This is a genomic window from Flavobacterium frigoritolerans, assembly GCF_025847275.1.
In the GTDB taxonomy this organism is placed as follows: Bacteria; Bacteroidota; Bacteroidia; order Flavobacteriales; family Flavobacteriaceae; genus Flavobacterium; species Flavobacterium frigoritolerans.
Map to the genome: position 1 here is coordinate 31,329 of NZ_JAOZEV010000015.1, position 21,706 is coordinate 53,034.

Genomic DNA, 21,706 nt, shown 5'->3' on the forward strand with positions numbered 1-21,706 from the left:
TTTTATCAGCGTCTTTCCTTTAGGAAATCCGTATCATCCGCGTACCATACACAAACTGTGTTTATTTTATAGAAATTGCCACACCACCGCTTGCGGCTAATTTTTGCTTTAATTTAGTTTTACTATTTACTGTTACTTTACGAATAATATATGATTGCGGATTGGTTTTGTAATCTGCCGTTTTTCCGTCTTCGTAAATCGTTGCCGTATATGATTTTCCTGCAGGTAAGAAACTAAAATCAATCGTAGCTGTACGCGAATTTTCATCTGTGATTCCGCCCACAAACCATTCTTGTTTTCCTTTAGTTTTTCTGGCAATGGTAATATAATCACCAGGTTCTGCTTCGAGGATATACGTTTCATCCCAATCTAAGGCAACATCTTTTATAAACTGAAATGCATCTTTAAAACGCATATAATTTTCAGGTAAATCGGCTGCCATTTGCAACGGACTGTACATCGTAACATACAATGCCAATTGTTTTACTAATGTTGTGCTTAGCTTGTTCTTTTTAGATCCATAAACTGATAAATCTCCCTGAAAAATTCCAGGTGTATAATCCATTGGCCCTCCCATAAGACGTGTAAATGGTAAGATTGTAGTATGATCAGGATGAATTCCTTCCATAGCTTCAAACTCAGTTCCTCGTGCCGATTCTTGTGCAAACCAGTTAGGATAAGTTCTGTGTAATCCTGTAGGTCGAACTGCTTCATGTGAATTTACCATGATTTTGTGCTTCGCAGCTTCTTTAGCAACATACGTATAATGATTCACCATTTGTTGTCCGTCATGATGCTCTCCCCTCGGAATAATTGGACCAACATATCCTGTTTTAACCGCATTATAATTATTGTCGACCATAAAGTTTAATGCGTCATTTAATTGTCGTTCATATTCGGCAGTAGAAGAAGTCGTTTCATGATGCATAATAATTTTTACATTCTTCTTATTCGCATAGTCGCTTAAATCTTTTACATCAAAATCGGGATAGGCTTTGGTAAAACTATAAATACGTTCTTTCTTAAAGGCAGTATTGTCTTCCCAGCCTTCGTTCCAACCTTCGACCAAAACGGCATCGAAACCATTTATAGCAGCAAAATCGATATATTCTTTTACATGTTTGGTATTCGCTCCATGCGTAGTATTAGGTTTTAATTTAGAGAAATCGGTAGAGCCAATAACAACATCTTGATTATCCGAATATGCCCAAGTAGATCCTCCTCCTGTAAAATATTCCCACCAAACACCAATATATTTCACTGGTTTAATCCAAGAAGTATCTTCAAAATTACAAGGTTCATTCAGGTTCAATATCATTTTTGAAGCCAAAACATTTCTCGCATCATCACTTACAACAATTGTTCGCCAAGGCGTAAAACTTCCTGTTTGTATGTATCCTTTATTACCCACAGCGTCTGGTACAAGATGCGAACTTAACGAATAGGTTTTATCATCGACATTAAGGCACATTGCTGGATAATTTTTTAAAGCTGCTTCATGAATATTAATATAAAGTCCTGTTTGCGTCTTTATCATTAAAGGAGTTTGCGTCGCTAAATTTTTAATTGACGTTTGTGCTGCAAGTGGAACATGAACTGCATCATACACCAAAGATTGCATTTCTGATATTTTAGAAGTCGTATAACTATATTCGTTTGTATCGTAATCACCCGGAATCCAAAAAAGTTTATGATCTCCTGTCAAGTTAAACTCTGTTGTTTCTTCCTGAATAATAAAATGACGCAAATTATCTTGAACGGGAAATTCATATCTAAATCCTAAACCATCATTAAACAAACGGAAATAAATTGATATTTTTCGCTTGTTTTCCTCTTGAACAAGTTCAGCTTTCAATTCATTGTATTGATTTTGTATTTCTTTTTGTTCTCCTAAAACTGGTTTCCAAGTACTATTTTCTGACTGAAATTTGGTGCCTGCAATCTGAAAACCTTTGTTCAGCATAATATCCGACTTTATAATAAAGCCCAATTTACTTTCCTTGATCACTTCTTTTTTCTTGTAAGTCAAAGAATAAATTGGCGTTCCTTCAGGATTTAAATGAAACTCTAAAGTCAAATTCCCGTCGGGCGATTTAAGTTCCTGAGCATTTACAAATGCAGTTGAAACAAAAGTAAAAAAGCAGATAAAAAGTATATTTTTCATAATTTTAAGAAAGTTATATGAATTGCTAAATCGATTTAGCAAACATAATAAAAAATGCCATACTTGCACACTTAATGTGAATTTTATGATTATAAAATAATTAATCACATATTAATACACGAATATATCTTATTACTACTCAAAAACTTGCGAACAATCGCACACTTAAAACCAAATGCTAAAAAGTACCAAAAATCAATCAAACTAAAAGGTTTATAAAAATTTTAACAACTAAGACAATCAAGAAAAAGTATCTTTGCCCTTAACTATGACAAAAAAGTTCTACATATTGCTACTTGTTACACTTGGTTTCCTAATGGGACCAACGTTTACTTATGCGCATGGAACAAAAAAAGAAATGTCATGTTGTAAAAAAGAATCTACAGTAAAAGACTGTTGCAAGAAAAAAGATTCTAATAAAAAAGGGCACAATTGCGATAACAGTTGTTCAGGGAATTCATGTGGTTCTACAACTGGAAACTGTGGTTTTTCGCCAATGGCACTTTTTCAAACAGAAAACAATTCACTTTTTAGTTTTTCTGAAAGAAAACAAAATTACTATTATTCTGAAATCTTTATTTCTTCAGATTTCCGTTCTATCTGGCTTCCACCTAAAATAAGCTAGATTTATTTCCCGACAGCCATAAGTCTGTCTTTTTCAAAAGTCGTTTTAAGGCTTTAAATCAAAAACATTTTTTAATCCCAATTCTATTCACAGAAATAGCTGTATTTGCTATAGTTTCTGTTGTGTTTTAGGATTAATCCATCCAAAAAAAATTACATACAATGAACTCAATAAAAAAATTATTGATGGTAATGACGCTATTACTATCAGTTACTTACGCCAGCGCGCAAATAAAAAATAAAACTACTCAAACTGTAAAAATCAATGGTAATTGCAGCATGTGCAAAAAAACCATCGAAACTGCAGCAAACGTCAATAAAGAAGCTAAAGTAAACTGGAATGAAACTACCAAAGTAGCAACCATTACTTATGATAACAAGAAAACCAATGTTGATGCTATACTAAAACGTGTTGCTGATGCAGGATATGATAATGAAAAATTTACTGCTCCAAATTCAGTTTATGATGAATTACATGGATGTTGCCAATATGATAGAGAAGCAAGCCCTAAAAAAGCAGAGTAATCATAATCAAATAATTACCTGTTTATTGTAATTCGTTTTTTTTCACCACATAGAGACATAGATTTTATGTGTAAAAAAGATTCCAAAAAGAAAAACATTTCTTTCGCATAACCAGCTATGTGCATTTAAAATAAGTGAAACGCCTATTTTGAGAGTACAAAACCTATGTCTCTATGCGTTAAAATCAATTACACTCAACAAGTAAAGCATTAAAAAAAAAATATCATGTTCAAAATAAAAAATATAATCACATTAATTACCCTTGTAGCAACTGTTTCTATAGCAAGTGCACAAATAAAAACAGGAGATTCTTTTCCAGAAGTTCAGCTTCTAAACAACAAGAATGCTACCGTTAAACTAAATTCTTTTAAAGGAAAAACAGTTTTGGTAGACTTTTGGGCTTCATGGTGTGCTCCTTGTCGAATGGCCAATAAAAAATTGGTAAAACTATACGACCAATACAAAGGTCAGAACTTTGAAATAGTTGGAATATCAATAGATATTGACAAAGCTAAATGGTTAAAAGCCATCGAAAAAGACAAACTGAAGCACCAGCAATTAATCGACCCTAAAGGTTTTGATGCTAAAACGGCTGTAACTTTTGGAGTTGATGCTTTGCCATCGACCTATCTTTTTGATGCATCAGGAAAACTGATTGCTATAAATCCAACTGAAGCGCAAATAATTGCTCAAATCAAAAAAAACAAAAAATAAAATGAAAACCATAAATATAAAATTCATAGCCGTTACACTTGTACTATTGTTAACTGGTGTAAAATCATATTCTCAAATATCTAAAGCCGAAATCATAGCAACAGGATTAACTTGTTCTATGTGTTCTAATGCCATAAACAAGCAATTAAAATCATTTACAGAAGTAGATAGTATTGCCACTGACTTAAACACAAATACATTTACGGTTTACTTTAAAAAAGATAATTCATTAGAACCTAAAGTATTGAAAAAAGCTGTTGAAAAAGCTGGGTTCTTCGTAGGTTCATTGGTTTTAACAGCTAAGTTTCATACTGATAAAATCGAGGATAATACAACACTAAAAGTTGAAGATGCTACATACACTTTCATCGACATTAAAAACCCTGTAGCTCATGCTGAAGCAAAATACAGAGTGCTGGATAAAGGTTTTGTAACCCAAAAAGAGTACAAAAAACTAGTTAAATCATATTCTAAGTATCCTGGTTATGCTACAGAAAATGAGAATGATTATTACTTAAAAGCACTATAAAAATGAAATATCTATCAATAGTTTTCTTATTCCTTGTTTCATACAATATAGAGGCACAAGAGTTATTCGTAGTAACAGAACCGGCTAGTAACGCTCCTGCAGGTTCTATCGGGGTTCGCGTTGGACAATCACTTATGGATAACAAACACGAAAGTGGTTCTATGTACAATCTAACACCCGAAGTTACTTGGGGAATAAATAAAAATTTAATGGTTCGTACCTCTGCATTTCTGAGTAACCAAGAAAACGGATTAGGACTCAAAGGTGGTGGTTTTTATGCCAAATACCGATTCTTTTCTGTAGATGATTTACAGAGTCATTTTAGGATGGCTGCCTTTGGACGATACAGTTATAATAACTCCTTTTTTAATCAGGAAGCTATAGACTTAGCTAACGGGAATTCTGGTTACGAAGCAGGTTTAGTTGCAACTCAGTTAATTCATAAAGTTGCAATAAGTTCATCTGTTAGTTATGTGCGTGCACTTAACAACCCTGATTATAGTTTTCCAGATGCCTTGGGTAAAAATGCTGTAAACTATACTTTTTCGGTAGGTAAATTAATGCATCCGAAAAAATATACGAGTTATAAACAAACCAATATTAATGCAATGTTGGAGTTTACGGGACAAACAATTACCGAAAATGGAAAATCATATCTAGATGTAGTTCCTTCTATTCAGTTTATCATTAATAGTCAGGCGAGAATTGACCTTGCTTACAAGAAAGAATTGTATAGCTCAATGCAACGTGCTGCATCTGATGGTGTTTTCTTAAAACTAGAATACACTTTCTTTAACGTGACGAAATAGTTTTAAGCTGTAGGTAAATTTTATTTCACGCAGATTTATTTATGATCTAAATTAAATCTGCTTCAATCTGTAGACCCGAGCGAAAGCGAATAGGCGAAGCAATCTGCGTGAAACAAAAAAATTTGGCTAGAAAAAACGTTTATATAGAGATCTCTTTTTTAGTTGTGTAAAAGGTCGTTTTACTCAAAAAAATAAGGTCTCATTCCAAGCCTAACAGGTTTCTAAAACTTGTTAGGTTTATTTTAATAAAAGTCTAATTACCATCAGAACAAAACGTTCTGATTAAACGTATAACATTTACATCAAAATTAACACCCATCTGATAATTAAATTTTATTTTCGTGTTTCTTATGGCAAAAAAATTCTACATACTATTACTTATAACGTTTGGTTTCTTTATGGGACCTACGCTTAATTTTGCACGTGGAATTAAAATAGAAAAGATATGTTTTAAAAACAAAACATTCTTAAAAGCCGATTGTAAAAAAGCCGATTTAAAAACAAAAGAACACAGATGCGCTAAGGGTTGTATAGAAAGTTCTGCCGATTGCCCTGTAGTTTATTGTAGTTATTATTCACCAATGATTTCTTTTCAAATAGACAATCATTCTTTTTTTAATTTTTCCGAAAGAAAGCAAAACTATTATTATTCAGAAATCTTTATTTCTTCAGATTTCCGTTCCATTTGGCTTCCGCCAAAAATAAGCTAGATTCCTTTTGCGACAGCCATAAATGCGTTTAATCCAAAACCATTTTAAAGCTGTAAATCATTAAAAAATAATCCAATTCTTGAGTATATAGCATCATTTGCTATGTTTTCTGTTATGTCTTGGAATTAACTCTTTCAAAATTACAAAAACAATGAATTCAATAAAAAATATATTGATAGCAATAACCTTATTACTATCTATTACTTCCGTAAATGCACAAATTAAGAAAGGTGATGCTTTCCCTAATATTCAATTACAGAATGATAAGAACAAAACAATCAAACTAAATTCTTATACAGGAAAAACTGTTTTAGTAGATTTTTGGGCATCTTGGTGTCCGTATTGCCGAATAGCCAACAAAGATTTAGTGAAACTATATGATAAATACAAAGGTCAAAATTTTGAGATTGTTGGGATATCAGTAGATGTTGATAAAGCAAAATGGTTACAAGCCATTGTAAAAGACAAACTAAAAAACCCTCAATTAATTGACCCAAAAGGATTTGATGCTAAATCAGTAGCCATCTTTGGAGTAAGAGGAATACCTAGTACGTATCTTTTTAGTAAATCAGGAAAATTAATTGCTATTAATCCAACTGAAGCTCAAATAATAGCTCAAATAAAAAAACAATAATTATATCAAACCTTTGGGCGCAATTACTGCGTCTATTCGCTTCGAGCGAGTCGTGAAAAAATTATTTAACACAAAGAAACATAGATTTTATGTGTAAAAAAGAGATCATAAAGAAATATATTTCTTTCACATAGTTAGCTATGTGCATTTAAAACAAGTGAAACGCCTTTTTTGTATGTACAAAACCTATGTTTCTGTGTGTTAAAATTAATTGCACCCAACGGGTTAATTACATCAGTATAAAAACTAAATAAAAATCAAATTATCACCAGAACAATTCGTTCTGATTAAACTTATAAAATGAAGAAAATCTTATATTTATTAGTACTGGTTTTTGCTTTTACCAAAGTCCAGGCACAGATCATAAATCCAGTGAAATGGGAAGCTTCAATCGAGAAAAAATCCACTTCAGAATTCGTGCTTTCTTTTAAAGGAACTATCGAATCAGGCTGGCATGTATATTCTCAATTTACTCCCGAAGATGGGCCGCTGCCTGCCGAATTCCTTTTTCATGATAACAAAAACAATTATGAACTTGTTGGAAAACCTACCGAAAGTGAAACTAAACGAGCCTTTAATGAAATCTTTGGGGTTGATGAAATCTTCTTTTCAGACAAAGTAATTTTTACTCAATTAATCAAACAAACTAATTCTGAAAAAGAAACGATACAAGTCGAACTTTCGTACCAAGTTTGTAAAGAAAACTGCATTAGCGAAACAAAATATTTTGAATTTAATCTTAAAACGCTTGTAGCAAAAGAAATCCAAGCTGCTGATATTGTAAACGAAAAAACTACTAAAACCGATGCTGCCACTACAGTAGAAAAACAACCAGAATCGAAAGAATCTGATTCTAGTTTATATATGATTTTCTTTATTGCATTCTTATCTGGTTTTGCAGCACTACTTACTCCATGTGTATTCCCAATGATTCCAATGACGGTAAGTTTCTTTACGAAACAAAGTAAAACCAAAGCAAAAGGAATAAAAAATGCAATTATTTATGGCGTATCAATCATCTTGATTTATGTCTTTCTTGGAACAGTAATTACACTTATTTTTGGTGCCGATGCTCTAAATGCATTATCTACCAACGTTTGGTTTAATATTATTTTCTTTGTGTTACTAGTTGTATTTGCTTTATCATTTCTGGGTGCTTTCGAAATTATGCTTCCAAATTCATGGGCAAATAAAGTCGATCGTCAAGCCGATAAAGGAGGTATTTTAGGAATCGTATTCATGGCATTAGCTCTTGCAATTGTTTCTTTTTCTTGTACTGGACCAATTATAGGGACTTTACTGGTAGAAGCAGCTTCTAAAGGTGGTATTGCTCCAATTGTAGGAATGTTAGGTTTTTCATCTGCTTTAGCATTGCCATTTATGTTATTTGCTATGTTCCCAGGTTGGTTAAATACTTTACCAAAATCTGGCGGATGGTTAAATACGGTAAAAGTATTTTTAGGTTTCCTTGAACTGGCTTTAGCATTTAAATTTTTATCAAATGCCGATTTGGTATTGCAATTACATTGGTTTGAAAGAGAAATTTTCTTAGCCATTTGGATAGCAATATTCGGTACTTTGGCATTCTACTTATTCGGAAAAATAACCTTGCCGCATGATTCGCCTTCCACTTCAATTTCGGTAGGACGTCTATCTATGGGGTTAGTGGTATTGGTATTTACAATATATCTTATTCCTGGTTTATGGGGTGCTCCTTTAAAACTAATTAGCGGTTTCCCGCCACCAATGACTTATAGCGAATCTCCTTATGGTGTAGGAGGCTCAAACAAAGGTTCTGCCACTGCAATAGCATTACCAGACGGAGCTCATAAAGGTCCGCATGATATTATAGCTTTTACCGATTATGAAAAAGGATTAGCTTACGCCAAAAGTGTAAACAAACCTATCCTTTTAGACTTTACAGGTTTTGCTTGTGTTAATTGTCGAAAAATGGAAGATTATGTATGGTCAGATCCACGTATTTTATCCATTTTAAATAATGAAGTCGTTTTAATTTCTTTATATGTGGACGACAAAAGAGAATTACCTCTCGAGGAACAATATACCTCTAAAGAAACGGGAAAAAAGATAAAATCTATAGGGAATAAATGGAGTGACTTCCAGATTACTCGTTATAAAGCAAATGCGCAACCGTATTATATTATATTAGATACTAATGAGCAAAGCCTGAATAAACCTACTGGATACAACCCAGACATCACCGAATATGAGCAATGGTTAAAATCTGGAATACAAGGGTTTCAAAAATAGTTATGAAAAATTAACCGCAAAATTTTAAAATCTGTGACTAAAAATGGAACGCGGATGACGCGGATTTACAAAAGTAAAGACGAGGCTAAAAACGGATTTTTAAAAAGCAATAAGAGAAAATCCGTTTAATCTGTGTTTTCGCGATAGCGAATCTGCGTCATCCGAATTCCTTTATAGACAATTCTATTCAAAGTCCTAAACTTACTTTTAATTCAAGCATAAATAAAAAAGTTGTTCAAAGTAATTTGAGCAACTTTTTTTTGTAATTATTTCAGTCTTAAAATCACGATAGGTAAAAACCTTCTTATTTTCTGGATTTCAGGGGTAATCTACAAAATGAAATAGTAACTTTATCCCGATGAAAATTTTAATAATAGAAGACGACCAAAGAGTAGCCGAATTAATCAAAAGAGGACTAGATGAGCATGGCTTTACACCTACTCTCGCTTACGATGGAATCTCTGGAAAAAAATTAGCGCTTAATAATCAGTATGATTTGATTATTACCGACATTATTTTGCCTAAACTTGATGGTTTGGATTTATGCAGAGAAATACGTCAGGTAAAACCCGATATGCCAATCATAATGTTAACAGCATTGGGTACAACAGATGATAAAGTAGAGGGCTTTGATGCTGGTGCTGATGATTATCTGACAAAGCCATTTGAGATGAGAGAACTTTTGGTTCGCATAAGAGCTTTATTAAAACGAAGTAATGGGACAATAAACAATACAGGATTCATTTTAAAATATGACAATCTTGAAATGAATTTGCAAACAAAAAATGTAAAAAGAAATGATATCGAAATAAATCTTACTCCCAAAGAATTCAAACTCTTAGAGTATATGATCCAAAATTCAGAACGTGTTTTATCCCGAACAGAAATTGCCGAAAAAGTATGGGATACTCATTTTGATACTGGAACAAACTTTATCGATGTATATATTAATTACCTAAGGAAAAAAGTTGACAAAGATTTTGATAAAAAGCTTATTCATACCCGATCTGGAATGGGATTTATTTTAAAAGTAGAATGAAAATAAGAACTCGATTAACCCTATTATTTACATTTACAACAGCTACTGTTTTATTAGTATTTACCACTATCATCTTGATTTCTGCAAAGGAAAACAGAGAAAAAGAATTTTATGCATTACTAAAAAAGGAAGCAATAACTAAAGCCAATTTATTCTTTAATGCCAAGGTAGATAGTAAAACATTACAAAACATTTATAGAAACAATCGAACTACATTAAATGAAGTAGAGGTTGCTATATATACAACTTCTTTTCAATTGTTATATCACGACGCAGTTGATATAGATGTTGTTAAAGAAACAAAACCAATGATTGAAAAAATTGTTCAAAAAAATGAAATACAATTTTATCAAAATGATTGGCAAGTAATAGGAATGAAATACAAATTTCAGGGCAAAGAATACATTATTACAGCAGCTGCATACGATGAATTTGGATATTTAAAATTAGAAAACTTACTAGAAACCTGCATTATTGTTTTTATTGTATCTATTTTACTCCTTTATATTGTGGGGCGCTTTTTTTCTAAGAAAGCATTCGAACCTATTGTTGAAATGACAGATAAAGCAAAAACTATTTCTGCTACAAATCTCCATTTACGATTATATACTAACGAAAGTAAAGATGAAGTTTCTGAATTAGCAACTACTTTTAATAAAATGCTAAACCGTTTAGAAAACTCCTTTGATTCTCAAAAACAATTTGTTTCTAATATTTCTCATGAATTACGAACACCGCTTTCGGCTATTATTACTGAGTTAGAGCTCTCAACCAACAAGGAACGCAATAATGACGAATATAAAATTGTTATTCTTAATACGTTACAGGATGCTAAAAAATTAGCAAAACTATCTAATAGTTTACTCGATTTTGCCAAAGCCAATTATGACCCTTCTGAAATTGCTTTCAAACAAGTTCGTATTGATGAAATTTTATTAGACGCAAGACAACAGGTACAAAAATCAAATCCAAATTATAATGTTGCAATACATTTCGAAAATGATTTTGAAGATGATGACCAAATAACAGTTAATGGGAATGAATATTTATTAAAAGTCTCATTTGTAAACTTGCTCGAAAATGGCTGTAAGTTCTCAGAAAACAATCAAAGTAAAGTTATCATATCACTAAGAAAAGAAAAGATTATTTTACAATTTACGGATAACGGTATTGGCATTTTAGAAGAAGATTTAAAAAATATTTTCAAGCCATTCTATAGAGGATTAAACAAAATATATGCCGATGGAAATGGAATTGGATTGTCTTTAACTCAAAAAATTATTTCACTTCACAAAGGGACTATCTCTGTTATATCTGATAAAAAATCGGGTACAATATTTACTGTTGAACTTTATCATGGTATAACAAACAACCTTGATTAATTTATATTACTCTTTACAAATAAAGGTGTTACGAAAACTAAAATTTAACTCTTAGTAAAACGTAACACCTTAATATTTTTTAAGCATTCTTATTTAGAATAGTGAAACTAATATGACATTTCTTCTTCTAATTCAAGCTTTTTAGGAGCATTTACTGCCTTTGAAGCTACTTTAGGCTTAGCAGCTCCTTTTTTGCTAAACTTCTGTTTTCCCCACCAAATTAAAAATCCTGTAATAGGCAAGCTTGCAGAAATTAGACTCGCAAAAAAAGCTAAAATCTTTCCTGTAAGTCCTAATACTGCTCCTACGTGAATGTCATAATTCATTCGGCGAATTTTATCAGGAACACTTGCTTCTTCGTACTTTCCTGAAAATGGAGTTTTGATTGTAATGTCTTTGAGTGATTGTTGATCGAAACTATAACGGTCCATATTATAAAAAGTATTGCTTGCTTTATAAACAAAAGCTCCAATAGGATCTGCTGGTTTTTCGGGTATTGATATCAAAATTCCAGCTGCATGAGGGCTTTCTTTTGCTAATTTCAGCATCACTTTATCTACTGTAGAAACATAAAAGTCCTTAACATTTGTTGTATCTGACTTAGGTGATTCTCTATTTTCTACTAACGGTTTTCCGCCTGAAGTTACCCAATATAGTGACTTACTAAACCAGCCAAAACTCCAAACTAAACCTGTTAGCGAAATGAACAATAAAAAAATCGCGCTGTAAAATCCGAGTACATTATGCATATCATAATTTACACGTTTAAAACTAGCCGACCATTTAATTTTAAAACTCTTATCGCGGATAGATTTAATCCATTTTGTTGGCCACCATAAAACTATTCCTGTAATTAATATTACTACAAATATTAAAATAGCAACTCCTACAATAGGACGACCAATGTCATAAGGCAACCATAAAGCACGGTGTCCGTTAAGCATAAATCTAAAAAAATCGGGGTCTTCTCTAGAAATCGCTTTAACATTAAGAACTTGTCCTGTATAAGGATTCATATACACATTGAAGGTGGTGCCACTTCGTCTTTTTTTACGTTTTGACTCTTTATCTTTAGGCTTGTTATTTGAAGCTAGATTACTCGCGTTTGCTTGTTTTTTCTCTTTTTTGGCTTCTTCCTCCTTGCCTTTATTATCTTCTTTCTTTTCTTTTTTAGCTACAAAATACCCAACAATTGCTGCTTCATCTTTATCTCCAAAAGTAACACTTGTGGCTTTTTTGCCTTTCATTTCCTTATCGGCAATACGTATAAGTTGAGATGGCAACAAATACGCTTTTTCCTGAGGGGTAACAAAACGCCAATCCTCAATAAAATCTTTAATCTCATGCTCAAAAACATACATGCATCCAGTAAGACTCACAATAACGACAATGATGCCAGATCCTAATCCTAGCCACAAATGCAGCCATGCTGCAGCGCGTTTGAAAAACGATTTTTTACTTTTTTTCTTTTTTTGAGTAGAAGTAGACATGTTTTTAAAATCTATAAAAAATTAAGTAATTAGGAACCATACAGGCTTTAAAAGTAAGGGCAGCAAAAAATAATGTCCTAGAATGCAAATCTATAAATTTACTTTTACTTAATAAGACTAAATATAAATAAGTTTATTTTATACTAGAATTATCATCATAAATTTATTTTCTGCAAAAAAATACTCATGTCTGTCTTACTAAACTTTTATGCTCTTGTCTAGCTATAACTCTACTTAATTGAATTCTTATTACTATTTAGTTGATGCGTTTTATACTGCTTATCTAATTTTATATAAAAAGACCATTTCAAATTGAAATGGTCTTTTTAATCAATTTAATATTTTAATTTAGCAATAGCTGTAATTTCTCCACCTTCTACTTTCATACCTTTAGTAGCAACTCCTGTCGCCCCATTAATTGTATAAATCCAGTTCCCATCTGGTGTATTAATACCAAGTATTAGAGAGTTATTATCTTCTGTAGCAATATTATAATTTGTAGTAGTTGATTTAATTACTGCAGGGCCATTAGTAACCCATTTAAAGGTTTGAGCGTACACATCGGCTACTGCCAATTTAGCCACTCCGTTGTTTTTACCAGCATTACCATACATTTGTAACAACACTTTTCCTTTACCAATATAACTGCTTGAAGAAATTTTATGTCCACCAGATTTTTCTTCTATATTAAAGAAATATGACTGATCAAATTCGGTAGTTCCTTTTTTTATTTTCACTACCGCAGATGGTTTGGTAGACGTTATAACACTATTACTTGTTGCAACTGCGCTAGAAAAACCGTACGCATCTCCATTTTCATCCTGAATTAATCCATTTGTAAAATAATCTCCTAAATAACTTGTACGATTGTCTTTGATTACTTTTTCTAATTTTAATTCTGGGTAGTTATATACAGCAACCCATGTACTATCTGGATAATTAGTTCCAAAAGTATCAACTCCGTCTCCCTTAATACTCATGTAAGGCATATATACTTTATCTCCTACCTGTGTTGCCCACGTATAATGTGCTCTTTCTCCGTTTTTAGCCAGTTTTTTGATATCATGTTGTGCTCCACCTACAATAAGTGATGATGTTGCATCAATTCTATACATAGATGCAATAGCTGCCGCTCCACTTCTTGGTACTTTTATAGTTAAAATTTCTTTGTTTACTGCTGCAAAAACCTGTACAGTTTCGGCTTGAAAGTTAGATGTTTTAGCCAGTTTCCCTTCAGCTGTTAATGCATAAGTAGTAACTGCTCCGGGATTTCCCTGCCCATAAAGTAAGCTAAAAAATTTATTCTGGTTTGTAATATAAAAACGATATGAACCGTCTTGCTCTAATCCATTACCTTGAGTTGTAATCGATCCTTTAGTTACGTCATCAGTAGTTAGTAAATAGTCTGCCACTCCAGAAGCTCCTGTAGTAACGGTAACAATATATTTTGTTTTATCTGTCCCTACACTTGGTGTCCCTCCATCTGGTGAGTCAGAATCACTGCTACAAGAGAATGATGTAAAAGCTATTAGAGCTGCAAATATTGCTAATGTGCTACTTTTTTTCATGATAATTATTGTTTGATTTATTAAATTATTTATTTGATTTGGTAAAGAAATACCTGAATTTTATATTGAAAGATCGACTTGGCTTCTGCAATGAAAAGTTGTCATAAAGCTTATTATCTAATGCATTTTTACATTCTAAAGCAATATTATATTTCCCGTCAGCAAAAGTGTAAACTGCATTTAAATCATGATTAAACTGTGCCGGAATATCGAATTTACCCACTTTTCCACCACTACTCGGCCAGTACAAATAATAGTCGTGTACATATAATAAATTGTAACCAACAGATAGATTATTGCCCTTTTTTATGAAGTCATTAAAGAATACTGTAGCATCTGCATTCCCAAAAAGAAAAGGAATATTAGGAACTCTGTCTTTATAATTTAAAGAGACTATTTCCTTACCTGGCTCATATTTTATATTGTTACGAAGATTTTGATACGTCATGTTTACACCAGCAGTAAATCTATTCTTATAAGAATATCTTATCTCTGTATCAATTCCATAATTTGAAACTCCTTTTTGATTAACATTAGTTACCATTGTTTGATTTAAATTCAGCTCAGGTCGAATAAAATCGGCAGCTTCGCGATACATAAGATTTACATCAAATGTTATCGCATTTACTTTCTTAAAGCTAGTTTGATAACTAAGCCCTACATTAAAATTCTCACTCTGTTCTGGTTTTAAACCAATGTTTCCGTATAAATTATCATTTACGCTCCCAAAAACTTCCTCTGGAGCTGGTAGTCTATAACTTTTTTCAAAAGAGGCTTTTATTTGTAAATTATGTTTTAAATAATAGCTACTCGCAGCACCATATCCCCAATAACTTTTATTATCAACATGCCTTATATATGCAATATCACCCCAATTCCCCGACGGGTTATAACTCTCGGAATAGGTGTTTTTCAAAGAATAATTTTTAACAAATACCGAAGTGCTCCATTTTTCGTTATAATCGAATTTATAACCTGCTCCTAAAATATTTTTTTGAGATTTTTTAGGCTGTTGATATAGTAATGATTCTGGAACTAACTCATCACTTTCTTTACGATCAAAAGTATTAAACGTATTATTCAACATAAACGAATGTCTTTCGCCTAAACTATAAGTAAGATTAGCTGTAGCAATTCCATTATTATTTTTGAACTTACGTAATGTTCGGCTACGCTCTCCTCCTAAACCTTCTAATTCTATATAATCTCCAAACCAATTGTATCTTCTATAAACCGTATCAATATTTTGTTCTTCTCCAAAATTATAATTACCAGTTACACTAAAATCCAATCCTTTTGTAAAGAAATCTTTCACCTGATATTTTACTGTTGGCATCAAGATATTTCCTTTTCTATAAACCTGACCAAATACACTAACCATACGGGCTCCTGTCTGTATGTCCGCTTTATTTTCACCTGCTGTAAAACCAAATAATAATTTATCAGCATACTTTTTACCTGTCACACCAATATTAAAAATTACAGTTTCATTACGATATTTGTCATGAAATCTTCTTACACGCTGATTTGGATAATACTGTCCAGTTTTTAAATCTGCTACATCTACATTTACCCAATAGTTATTATCTGAGTAATTTTGGAAAGCATTAATTTCAGTAGTAAAACCACTCTTAGCAGTATAGCCTGCATTTATAGTGGAACGGTGTGTATTAAATGAACCAAAAGAATAGGATGCATCCAAGTAGGTGCGAGGTTTAGAATTTGTAACAATATTAATAGCCCCACCAAGTGCATCTCCTCCTAGCCATATAGGCACAACACCTTTGTAAACTTCGATTCTATCCGCAAGATTTACGGGAATATTATTCAATTGAAACGATGAACCAAAATTATCCATCGGTACTCCATCAATAAAGAGTTTTATCTGATTGCCTGAAAACCCATTAATAGAAAGCTCAGACTTAGAACCTACCCCACCCGATTCGCGAACACGAACACCAGAAACTCTATCTAACGCATGCGATAAATCAAGCGTTGAATTATGTAGTTTTTTAGCATCGATAGCAGTTACGCTATACGATTGCTTATTTACTTTCTCCGTTTGGGTACGCCCCATTACCGTTATATTCTCTAATTCGTTTAATTCGCTTTCTAAACGAACCGAGAAAATTATTTCGCTTGTACCCTTAACCTCAATATGTTTTTTTGAAGTTGTAAAACCAATTGCAGAAACTTTTAAAATGTAATTTCCTGCTTTAACATTCTTAAAATTATATTTTCCGTTTTCATCGGACATAATTATAAAATCTGTTTTTTCGAGACTTATTGTTGCGAACGGAATACTTTGTCCTGAACTCTCCGTAACCTGTCCTGATACTACTATCCCTTTATTTTGTTGAGCTGACAAAAAAAATGATATTAAAAAAAATATACTGAAAATTGAAACTTTATGATTTGACATATTTTTATTTAGACTAATTATAAATAACTTTGTCGCAAAAGTACCAACACTCACCCAAATAATTATAGGGAAAAACGGATTATTATTTTGTAAAAAAGGATTATTATTTTGAAAATCAAATCGAAACTTCTAAATCACGAACAATCAATCATTTCTATTGTGATTCGTGATGGCTATGACCCAAAAAGTCATTTAACACAAGAAAAAATATGTATAAAAAATGGACTCGTAGAAGAAATAAAAAGCTTTCATTTATTAACTGACGGACTTGTAATTCTTGATACGCAAATGTATTTCTCTGAACCGAAAACCCTTTTATTTGAGATTAGCTCCGAATCAATTATAATGAATTTTATATATTATAATAACGTCGAGACTCATATTGATCAGCTAGAAACTGAAAAATTTTCACGAGAAAACACACATAATATCTTCTATACATCAAACTATACAGCAACTTTTAAAATCCTGCCATTTGAACAAATAAATTACTTTTCAATAATTTTATCAAAAGATTTCTATTACAATATGATTAATGAAGATTGGAAACTTCATCAAAAATTCTCGAAAAACATTCTCTTAAAAAAATCCAGTTATTTAACTTCTAGTTACATTCCTTTTACTCAATCTATACTATGGGTAATTCATGAAATTAAAAGTTGTAATCGTGAGGGTACCTTAAAAAGAATGTATATTGAAACTAAAATTAAAGAACTTTTGATTTTACAACTGGAAACTCTTATTGACAAAGCAATACCAATAGATTTGGTAGGCGAAGATGATTATGACAAACTTCAACAAGCTAAATTAATTTTGGATAAAGATTATGTACATGCTCCTACTCTTCCCGAACTTTCAAGAATGATTTCTCTTAACGAATTCAAACTAAAAAAGGGTTTTAAAGCATGTTTTGGAACTACTGTAAAAAGTTATGTTATCGAACTTCGGATGAAACACGCTAAAGAATTATTTAAATCTAAATCTATAAGCGTAACCGAAGTAGCATATAAATGTGGTTATAAAGATGTGTCGCATTTCTCAGCAGCTTTTAAAGCTTTTTATGGTTTTTCTCCTCAAAAATTTAAAATCAATTGGAATAGCATTAATACCCTGTTAACAAACTTCTTACTCTTTAGTTAGCATAAATAAAAAAGGCTATCTGATGAGATAGCCTTATAAAATAGAGTCCTAAATTATTTACTTTGGATGATTATTCTTTTCGCACAATCAGAGGCACATAACAAGCCTCCTGCCATCATTATAATATCTTTAATAACTAATCGTCCTGCTCCAGATAAATACGGAAAACCATGCGTTGCACTTCCTAAATCTGGCACCCAGGTTTCTGGAGTAGTAATTAAAAAAGTAAGTGTTACTAATGCCATACAAGCAGTAAGAACTCCACCTATTATACCTATTTGGGCATTAAAAATTCCAAATAAGGTAAGTAATCCAATAATTATAATTACTCCACCTAATGCATAAGAAAAGAGATAAGTTCCATTCTCAATATGCCATTTAATATTTTCATCGACCACTTCGCCTTCTTTATTTTTATGGTCTTTATATTCACTTGGGTTATTATAAAAGAAACTCATTAAGGGGCTATTTGCAACAAATGGCACAATTCCATCTGCTTCATATTGAAAAGCTTTAAGTCCTCCAATCCAAACCATTACTATAAAAATGGCGATACGCATTAAATTAAAAAACTGACTTTGCAATTCTGATAAGATCGATACTATTTTCATGATTTTTATTCTTTAAGGTATTAAATATAAAAAAACAAAATTAGCCCCGTTACACTCTTCTCACAATGGACAGATAGGGATATTACCTAGACAAATCTGCTACGATAGATATGCCAACATTCTCTCGAAATGCAGTTGGTGTAATACCAGTATGCTTTTTGAAATAACGGCTGAAATAATTTTCGTCATCAAAATTAAGCTCTGCTGCGATTTGCTTCATGCTTTTATAACTAAGGTGAATGAGTTTTTTTGCCTCAAGAATCACTCTTTCGTGAATGAGCGTAGATGGTGTTTTTAAAAAATACTGTTTACATAATTTGGAAAAACTATTAGGCGAAATATTCATTTGAGCAGCATAAAAGGATGGTTGTCTTTCTTTATGAAAATTATTTTCTAATAAGTTTTTAAACTGAATTAACGGGTGATGTATGTTTCTTTCTTCATGAACAAGATTATCTTCTGATTTTATTTTGCTGCATAATGCTAATATCAATTGCAAATAAGAACGTACTACTGCAATACCATAGCTAGTAGTGTTTTCAAGCTCTATAATTAGTTTTCCTAAAATATAATCTAATTCGATATAATCTTTAGGCTCTAGATTTACATAAGGTTGCTGGTATATATTATTAAATAAAAGTCCATTACAAGCAACTTCTTTTTTATGATATTCTATACAATAAAAATCTCCGTGAAATTGTAATCTCCTAGTTTTAATTGACTGTTTCGTATCAAAATGAACAATTTGATAGGGCGTTGCAAATAATATAATTTTTCCATCAAAAGTATATTCTACCAAATCTACGCTTACTTTTCCGTTGCCTTCCAGAAAAAAAATACTATACAATGGTGAACTACCATACAGGTTAATATAATCTGTATCGCACTCCTGAACCATGCAATCTTTACGATCTATTTCATTTTCTTTCATTAATTTTCTTTATCAAACCAAGTAAATATATAAGAAAAATAGTAATATATTTGGAACTAAGCTTTTTTTTACAAAAGCCTAAATTACAAAAAAAAGAATAATTACCAATGCCACAAAATATGAATAGTAGTCTATTTAAAGAAAAAGAGGATTTAGATCTTTCGGAATACAACAATTTATTAGGATACCCTTTTTGGGGAATGCCTGGGAACTCGAAAGCAATTAAATTTTATCTTCAATTAAATGAAAAAGAAAAAGCCTTAATGTTAAAAGCCAATTATATAAAAATGATTGAAAAAGCTAGAGAAAGAAATTTTAACAAAGCGGCTGATTGTTTGCAATGGTGGCTAGATGGTACAGGTTTTACAAAAAACATAGATTTTCATTGGCTCAGAAAACAAAGAGAGGTTATTGCTGCTGAAAATGTAAATATTGAACGTTTTGAAGATAGAATAAATAATGTAAATTTTAATATAAAGTTAAATAAAGAAGGCGATTTTACAGATTACATTAATGAATTGCAATGTAAATTTACCGCAGGTATTTTCGGAGAATTATACTATATGTCTGGAACTAGTATAATAACATCAAAATCTAATTTTAAAATAACGAGAACAAAAAATAATTTCACTTTATCTGGAACAATAACTCATACTTGGTGGGATAAATACGACTGGCATGAAGGAGCTAATGCTTATATCCCTAGTTTTGGTTTTATTAACGATTCAGATGCTTTGTTGGTAGAGAAACATTGTGGAGCAAAACCCTTTAGAATGGAAAGTAAATGGCAACAAACTTTTAATAAAACATTTCAATCTAACTTTTCAGGAGGTTTAAATTTAAAATTGAAATTGAAAAAATAAATCACAAAGAGAAATGAATAGTATTAATGGAGAATATAAAAAGAGAGAAGAATTAGACAATAATATTGATGAGTTAGTAGTAATTATACTAAATTTAGTAAAGAAATGTTTTAGCTTTATTATTCTTGTCTTTTTTATTTCTTGCGGAAATCAAACAACTACAAATGAAATTTTGAATGTTGGAAAAGAATTAACTACGAATGATTTATCAAAAACAGATTCCACTGAAAATATTGTATTTATTGGAAAAGGATTAAAGGGAAAAATAAATGAATTAAAAAAGCAAAACTCTAAATTTAAATTAGAAGTTAAAAATGGGGACTTAAATTATCCTTTTGGAGATTCCAAAGCCAAGAATGTTTTAATATTAAATAATGGAACCCAAAAAATTAATGTGAGATTAAAATATAATTCAAATAAAAATAAATTTGATATTTTAGGTTATACTTCTGAATAAAAAAAACTACTGCTACTACAACGAATTAGGGTAATTGGCTTTATGGAAAGTCGATTATTTAATTGCAATTAGATGTTTTTTACTTTTTATAACAAAGTAAGTTGTTTGATGTTTTCAGCTTATTATTATTGGCAAAATAGATATGTGGAATTCAAACCTGTTATTCCAGTATGTGATATAAGCAAATAAATGATTATGAAACTATTTGGAATTATATAACTAAAACTAAAGATTCTGCTTGGTTTAATAAAAGAGCTTGGTGGAAGAGAAAAACAAATTGATTAAGAAACAGATACTAATTAGTTTTTTTAGCTTTTTAGAAAAACTAATACATTTCGGATTCAGATGCTTTATTAGTTGAAAAACATTGTGGAGCAAAACCCTTTAGAATGAAAAGTAAATGAATCCAATATTTTAATAAAAGCTTGTTGAATGAAATTACGAGCAACAGTTTAATAAAACTAAAAAACCGCTTCGAATTACGAAACGGCTTATTAAACTCAATATTTTAATTTAGCATCCAGTTACAGAACCATCTTCTAAAAGTGTTGGTAAACAAGGTCTTTCTTGAGGACCAATACATGGATAATTAGGGTAATCTGCAGGATTAACACCTGGACCTGAAGGCGCCCAATCATTCTTTTCACATCTAGGAACAGAAATTGGACCATTATAACCTTTACCAATAATGTTTTTTTGTTGATTTTTACTTAGTAATTCTACTCCATTTAAATTCAAAATTGTTTTTAACATAATAAATTAAATAATTAGATTTTTAAATTCATCAATCATTTTAAGTCCATTGATTTTTAGACTTTTAAAC

The 21,706-nt window shown here is 31.4% G+C and carries 20 protein-coding genes; 13 read left to right on the plus strand and 7 right to left on the minus strand.

Annotated elements, in window-relative coordinates; all coding sequences use genetic code 11:
• Positions 1–61: 61 nt before the first annotated feature.
• Positions 62–2,164, minus strand: coding sequence for a glycoside hydrolase family 97 protein (locus tag OIU80_RS16525; protein ID WP_264288089.1), 2,103 nt, complete (start codon positions 2,162–2,164; stop codon positions 62–64).
• 268 nt (positions 2,165–2,432) lie between these two features.
• Here OIU80_RS16525 and OIU80_RS16530 point away from each other — a divergent pair, with 268 nt between their 5' ends.
• The 10 genes from OIU80_RS16530 to OIU80_RS16575 all read left to right on the plus strand — a co-directional run bounded on the left by OIU80_RS16530 (position 2,433) and on the right by OIU80_RS16575 (position 11,401).
• Positions 2,433–2,789 (plus strand): hypothetical protein, encoded by a 357-nt coding sequence (locus OIU80_RS16530; protein ID WP_264288090.1) that lies wholly within the window; start codon positions 2,433–2,435, stop codon positions 2,787–2,789.
• A gap of 161 nt (positions 2,790–2,950) precedes the next feature.
• Positions 2,951–3,313 carry a heavy-metal-associated domain-containing protein gene (locus tag OIU80_RS16535; RefSeq protein ID WP_264288091.1) on the plus strand — a complete coding sequence of 121 codons (363 nt, stop codon included), beginning with the start codon at positions 2,951–2,953 and terminating at the stop codon, positions 3,311–3,313.
• Positions 3,314–3,538: 225 nt separating this feature from the next.
• Positions 3,539–4,027, plus strand: coding sequence for a TlpA family protein disulfide reductase (locus OIU80_RS16540; protein ID WP_264288092.1), 489 nt, complete (start codon positions 3,539–3,541; stop codon positions 4,025–4,027).
• A 1-nt stretch (position 4,028) separates the two neighbouring features.
• Entirely contained in the window at positions 4,029–4,556 is a 528-nt protein-coding gene (locus OIU80_RS16545) for a heavy-metal-associated domain-containing protein (RefSeq protein WP_264288093.1), read from the plus strand.
• A gap of 2 nt (positions 4,557–4,558) precedes the next feature.
• Entirely contained in the window at positions 4,559–5,365 is an 807-nt protein-coding gene (locus OIU80_RS16550) for a hypothetical protein (protein ID WP_264288094.1), read from the plus strand.
• 350 nt (positions 5,366–5,715) lie between these two features.
• Positions 5,716–6,075, plus strand: a complete 360-nt coding sequence (locus tag OIU80_RS16555) for a hypothetical protein (protein WP_264288095.1) — start codon at positions 5,716–5,718, stop codon at positions 6,073–6,075.
• A gap of 151 nt (positions 6,076–6,226) precedes the next feature.
• Complete coding sequence (locus OIU80_RS16560) at positions 6,227–6,709, plus strand: TlpA family protein disulfide reductase (RefSeq protein WP_264288096.1); 483 nt, start codon at positions 6,227–6,229, stop codon at positions 6,707–6,709.
• A gap of 300 nt (positions 6,710–7,009) precedes the next feature.
• The gene (locus OIU80_RS16565; protein WP_264288097.1) at positions 7,010–8,980 is read left to right on the plus strand and encodes a protein-disulfide reductase DsbD family protein; all 1,971 of its coding nucleotides are present in this window, start codon (positions 7,010–7,012) and stop codon (positions 8,978–8,980) included.
• Positions 8,981–9,338: 358 nt separating this feature from the next.
• Positions 9,339–10,019, plus strand: a complete 681-nt coding sequence (locus OIU80_RS16570) for a response regulator transcription factor (protein ID WP_264288098.1) — start codon at positions 9,339–9,341, stop codon at positions 10,017–10,019.
• Positions 10,016–11,401 (plus strand): HAMP domain-containing sensor histidine kinase, encoded by a 1,386-nt coding sequence (locus tag OIU80_RS16575; RefSeq protein WP_264288099.1) that lies wholly within the window; start codon positions 10,016–10,018, stop codon positions 11,399–11,401. The genes OIU80_RS16570 and OIU80_RS16575 overlap by 4 nt, the downstream gene beginning before the upstream one ends.
• Positions 11,402–11,508: 107 nt before the next feature.
• Here the strand turns inward: OIU80_RS16575 and OIU80_RS16580 are convergent, their stop codons facing one another.
• The 3 genes from OIU80_RS16580 to OIU80_RS16590 all read right to left on the minus strand — a co-directional run bounded on the left by OIU80_RS16580 (position 11,509) and on the right by OIU80_RS16590 (position 16,827).
• Complete coding sequence (locus OIU80_RS16580) at positions 11,509–12,891, minus strand: PepSY-associated TM helix domain-containing protein (protein WP_264288100.1); 1,383 nt, start codon at positions 12,889–12,891, stop codon at positions 11,509–11,511.
• A 335-nt stretch (positions 12,892–13,226) separates the two neighbouring features.
• Entirely contained in the window at positions 13,227–14,459 is a 1,233-nt protein-coding gene (locus tag OIU80_RS16585; protein WP_264288101.1) for a DUF4374 domain-containing protein, read from the minus strand.
• Between the two features lie 25 nt (positions 14,460–14,484).
• Positions 14,485–16,827, minus strand: a complete 2,343-nt coding sequence (locus tag OIU80_RS16590) for a TonB-dependent receptor (RefSeq protein WP_264288102.1) — start codon at positions 16,825–16,827, stop codon at positions 14,485–14,487.
• A gap of 162 nt (positions 16,828–16,989) precedes the next feature.
• Between OIU80_RS16590 and OIU80_RS16595 the strand changes: the two genes are divergently transcribed.
• A complete protein-coding gene (locus OIU80_RS16595; protein WP_264288103.1) occupies positions 16,990–18,021 on the plus strand; it encodes an AraC family transcriptional regulator in 1,032 nt (343 codons plus the stop codon).
• A 53-nt stretch (positions 18,022–18,074) separates the two neighbouring features.
• On the opposite strand, the gene rclC is transcribed toward OIU80_RS16595, so the two are convergent.
• Positions 18,075–18,635, minus strand: coding sequence for a reactive chlorine resistance membrane protein RclC (gene rclC / locus OIU80_RS16600; RefSeq protein WP_319004975.1), 561 nt, complete (start codon positions 18,633–18,635; stop codon positions 18,075–18,077).
• A 79-nt stretch (positions 18,636–18,714) separates the two neighbouring features.
• Positions 18,715–19,563: an AraC family transcriptional regulator gene (locus OIU80_RS16605; RefSeq protein WP_264288105.1), complete on the minus strand. Its 849-nt coding sequence runs from the start codon at positions 19,561–19,563 to the stop codon at positions 18,715–18,717.
• Between the two features lie 119 nt (positions 19,564–19,682).
• Between OIU80_RS16605 and OIU80_RS16610 the strand changes: the two genes are divergently transcribed.
• Both OIU80_RS16610 and OIU80_RS16615 read left to right on the plus strand, forming a co-directional pair.
• A complete protein-coding gene (locus tag OIU80_RS16610; RefSeq protein WP_264288106.1) occupies positions 19,683–20,426 on the plus strand; it encodes a hypothetical protein in 744 nt (247 codons plus the stop codon).
• A gap of 13 nt (positions 20,427–20,439) precedes the next feature.
• Entirely contained in the window at positions 20,440–20,883 is a 444-nt protein-coding gene (locus OIU80_RS16615) for a hypothetical protein (protein ID WP_264288107.1), read from the plus strand.
• 513 nt (positions 20,884–21,396) lie between these two features.
• Here OIU80_RS16615 and OIU80_RS16620 read toward each other — a convergent pair.
• The gene (locus OIU80_RS16620) at positions 21,397–21,636 is read right to left on the minus strand and encodes a hypothetical protein (protein ID WP_264288108.1); all 240 of its coding nucleotides are present in this window, start codon (positions 21,634–21,636) and stop codon (positions 21,397–21,399) included.
• Positions 21,637–21,706: the final 70 nt, after the last annotated feature.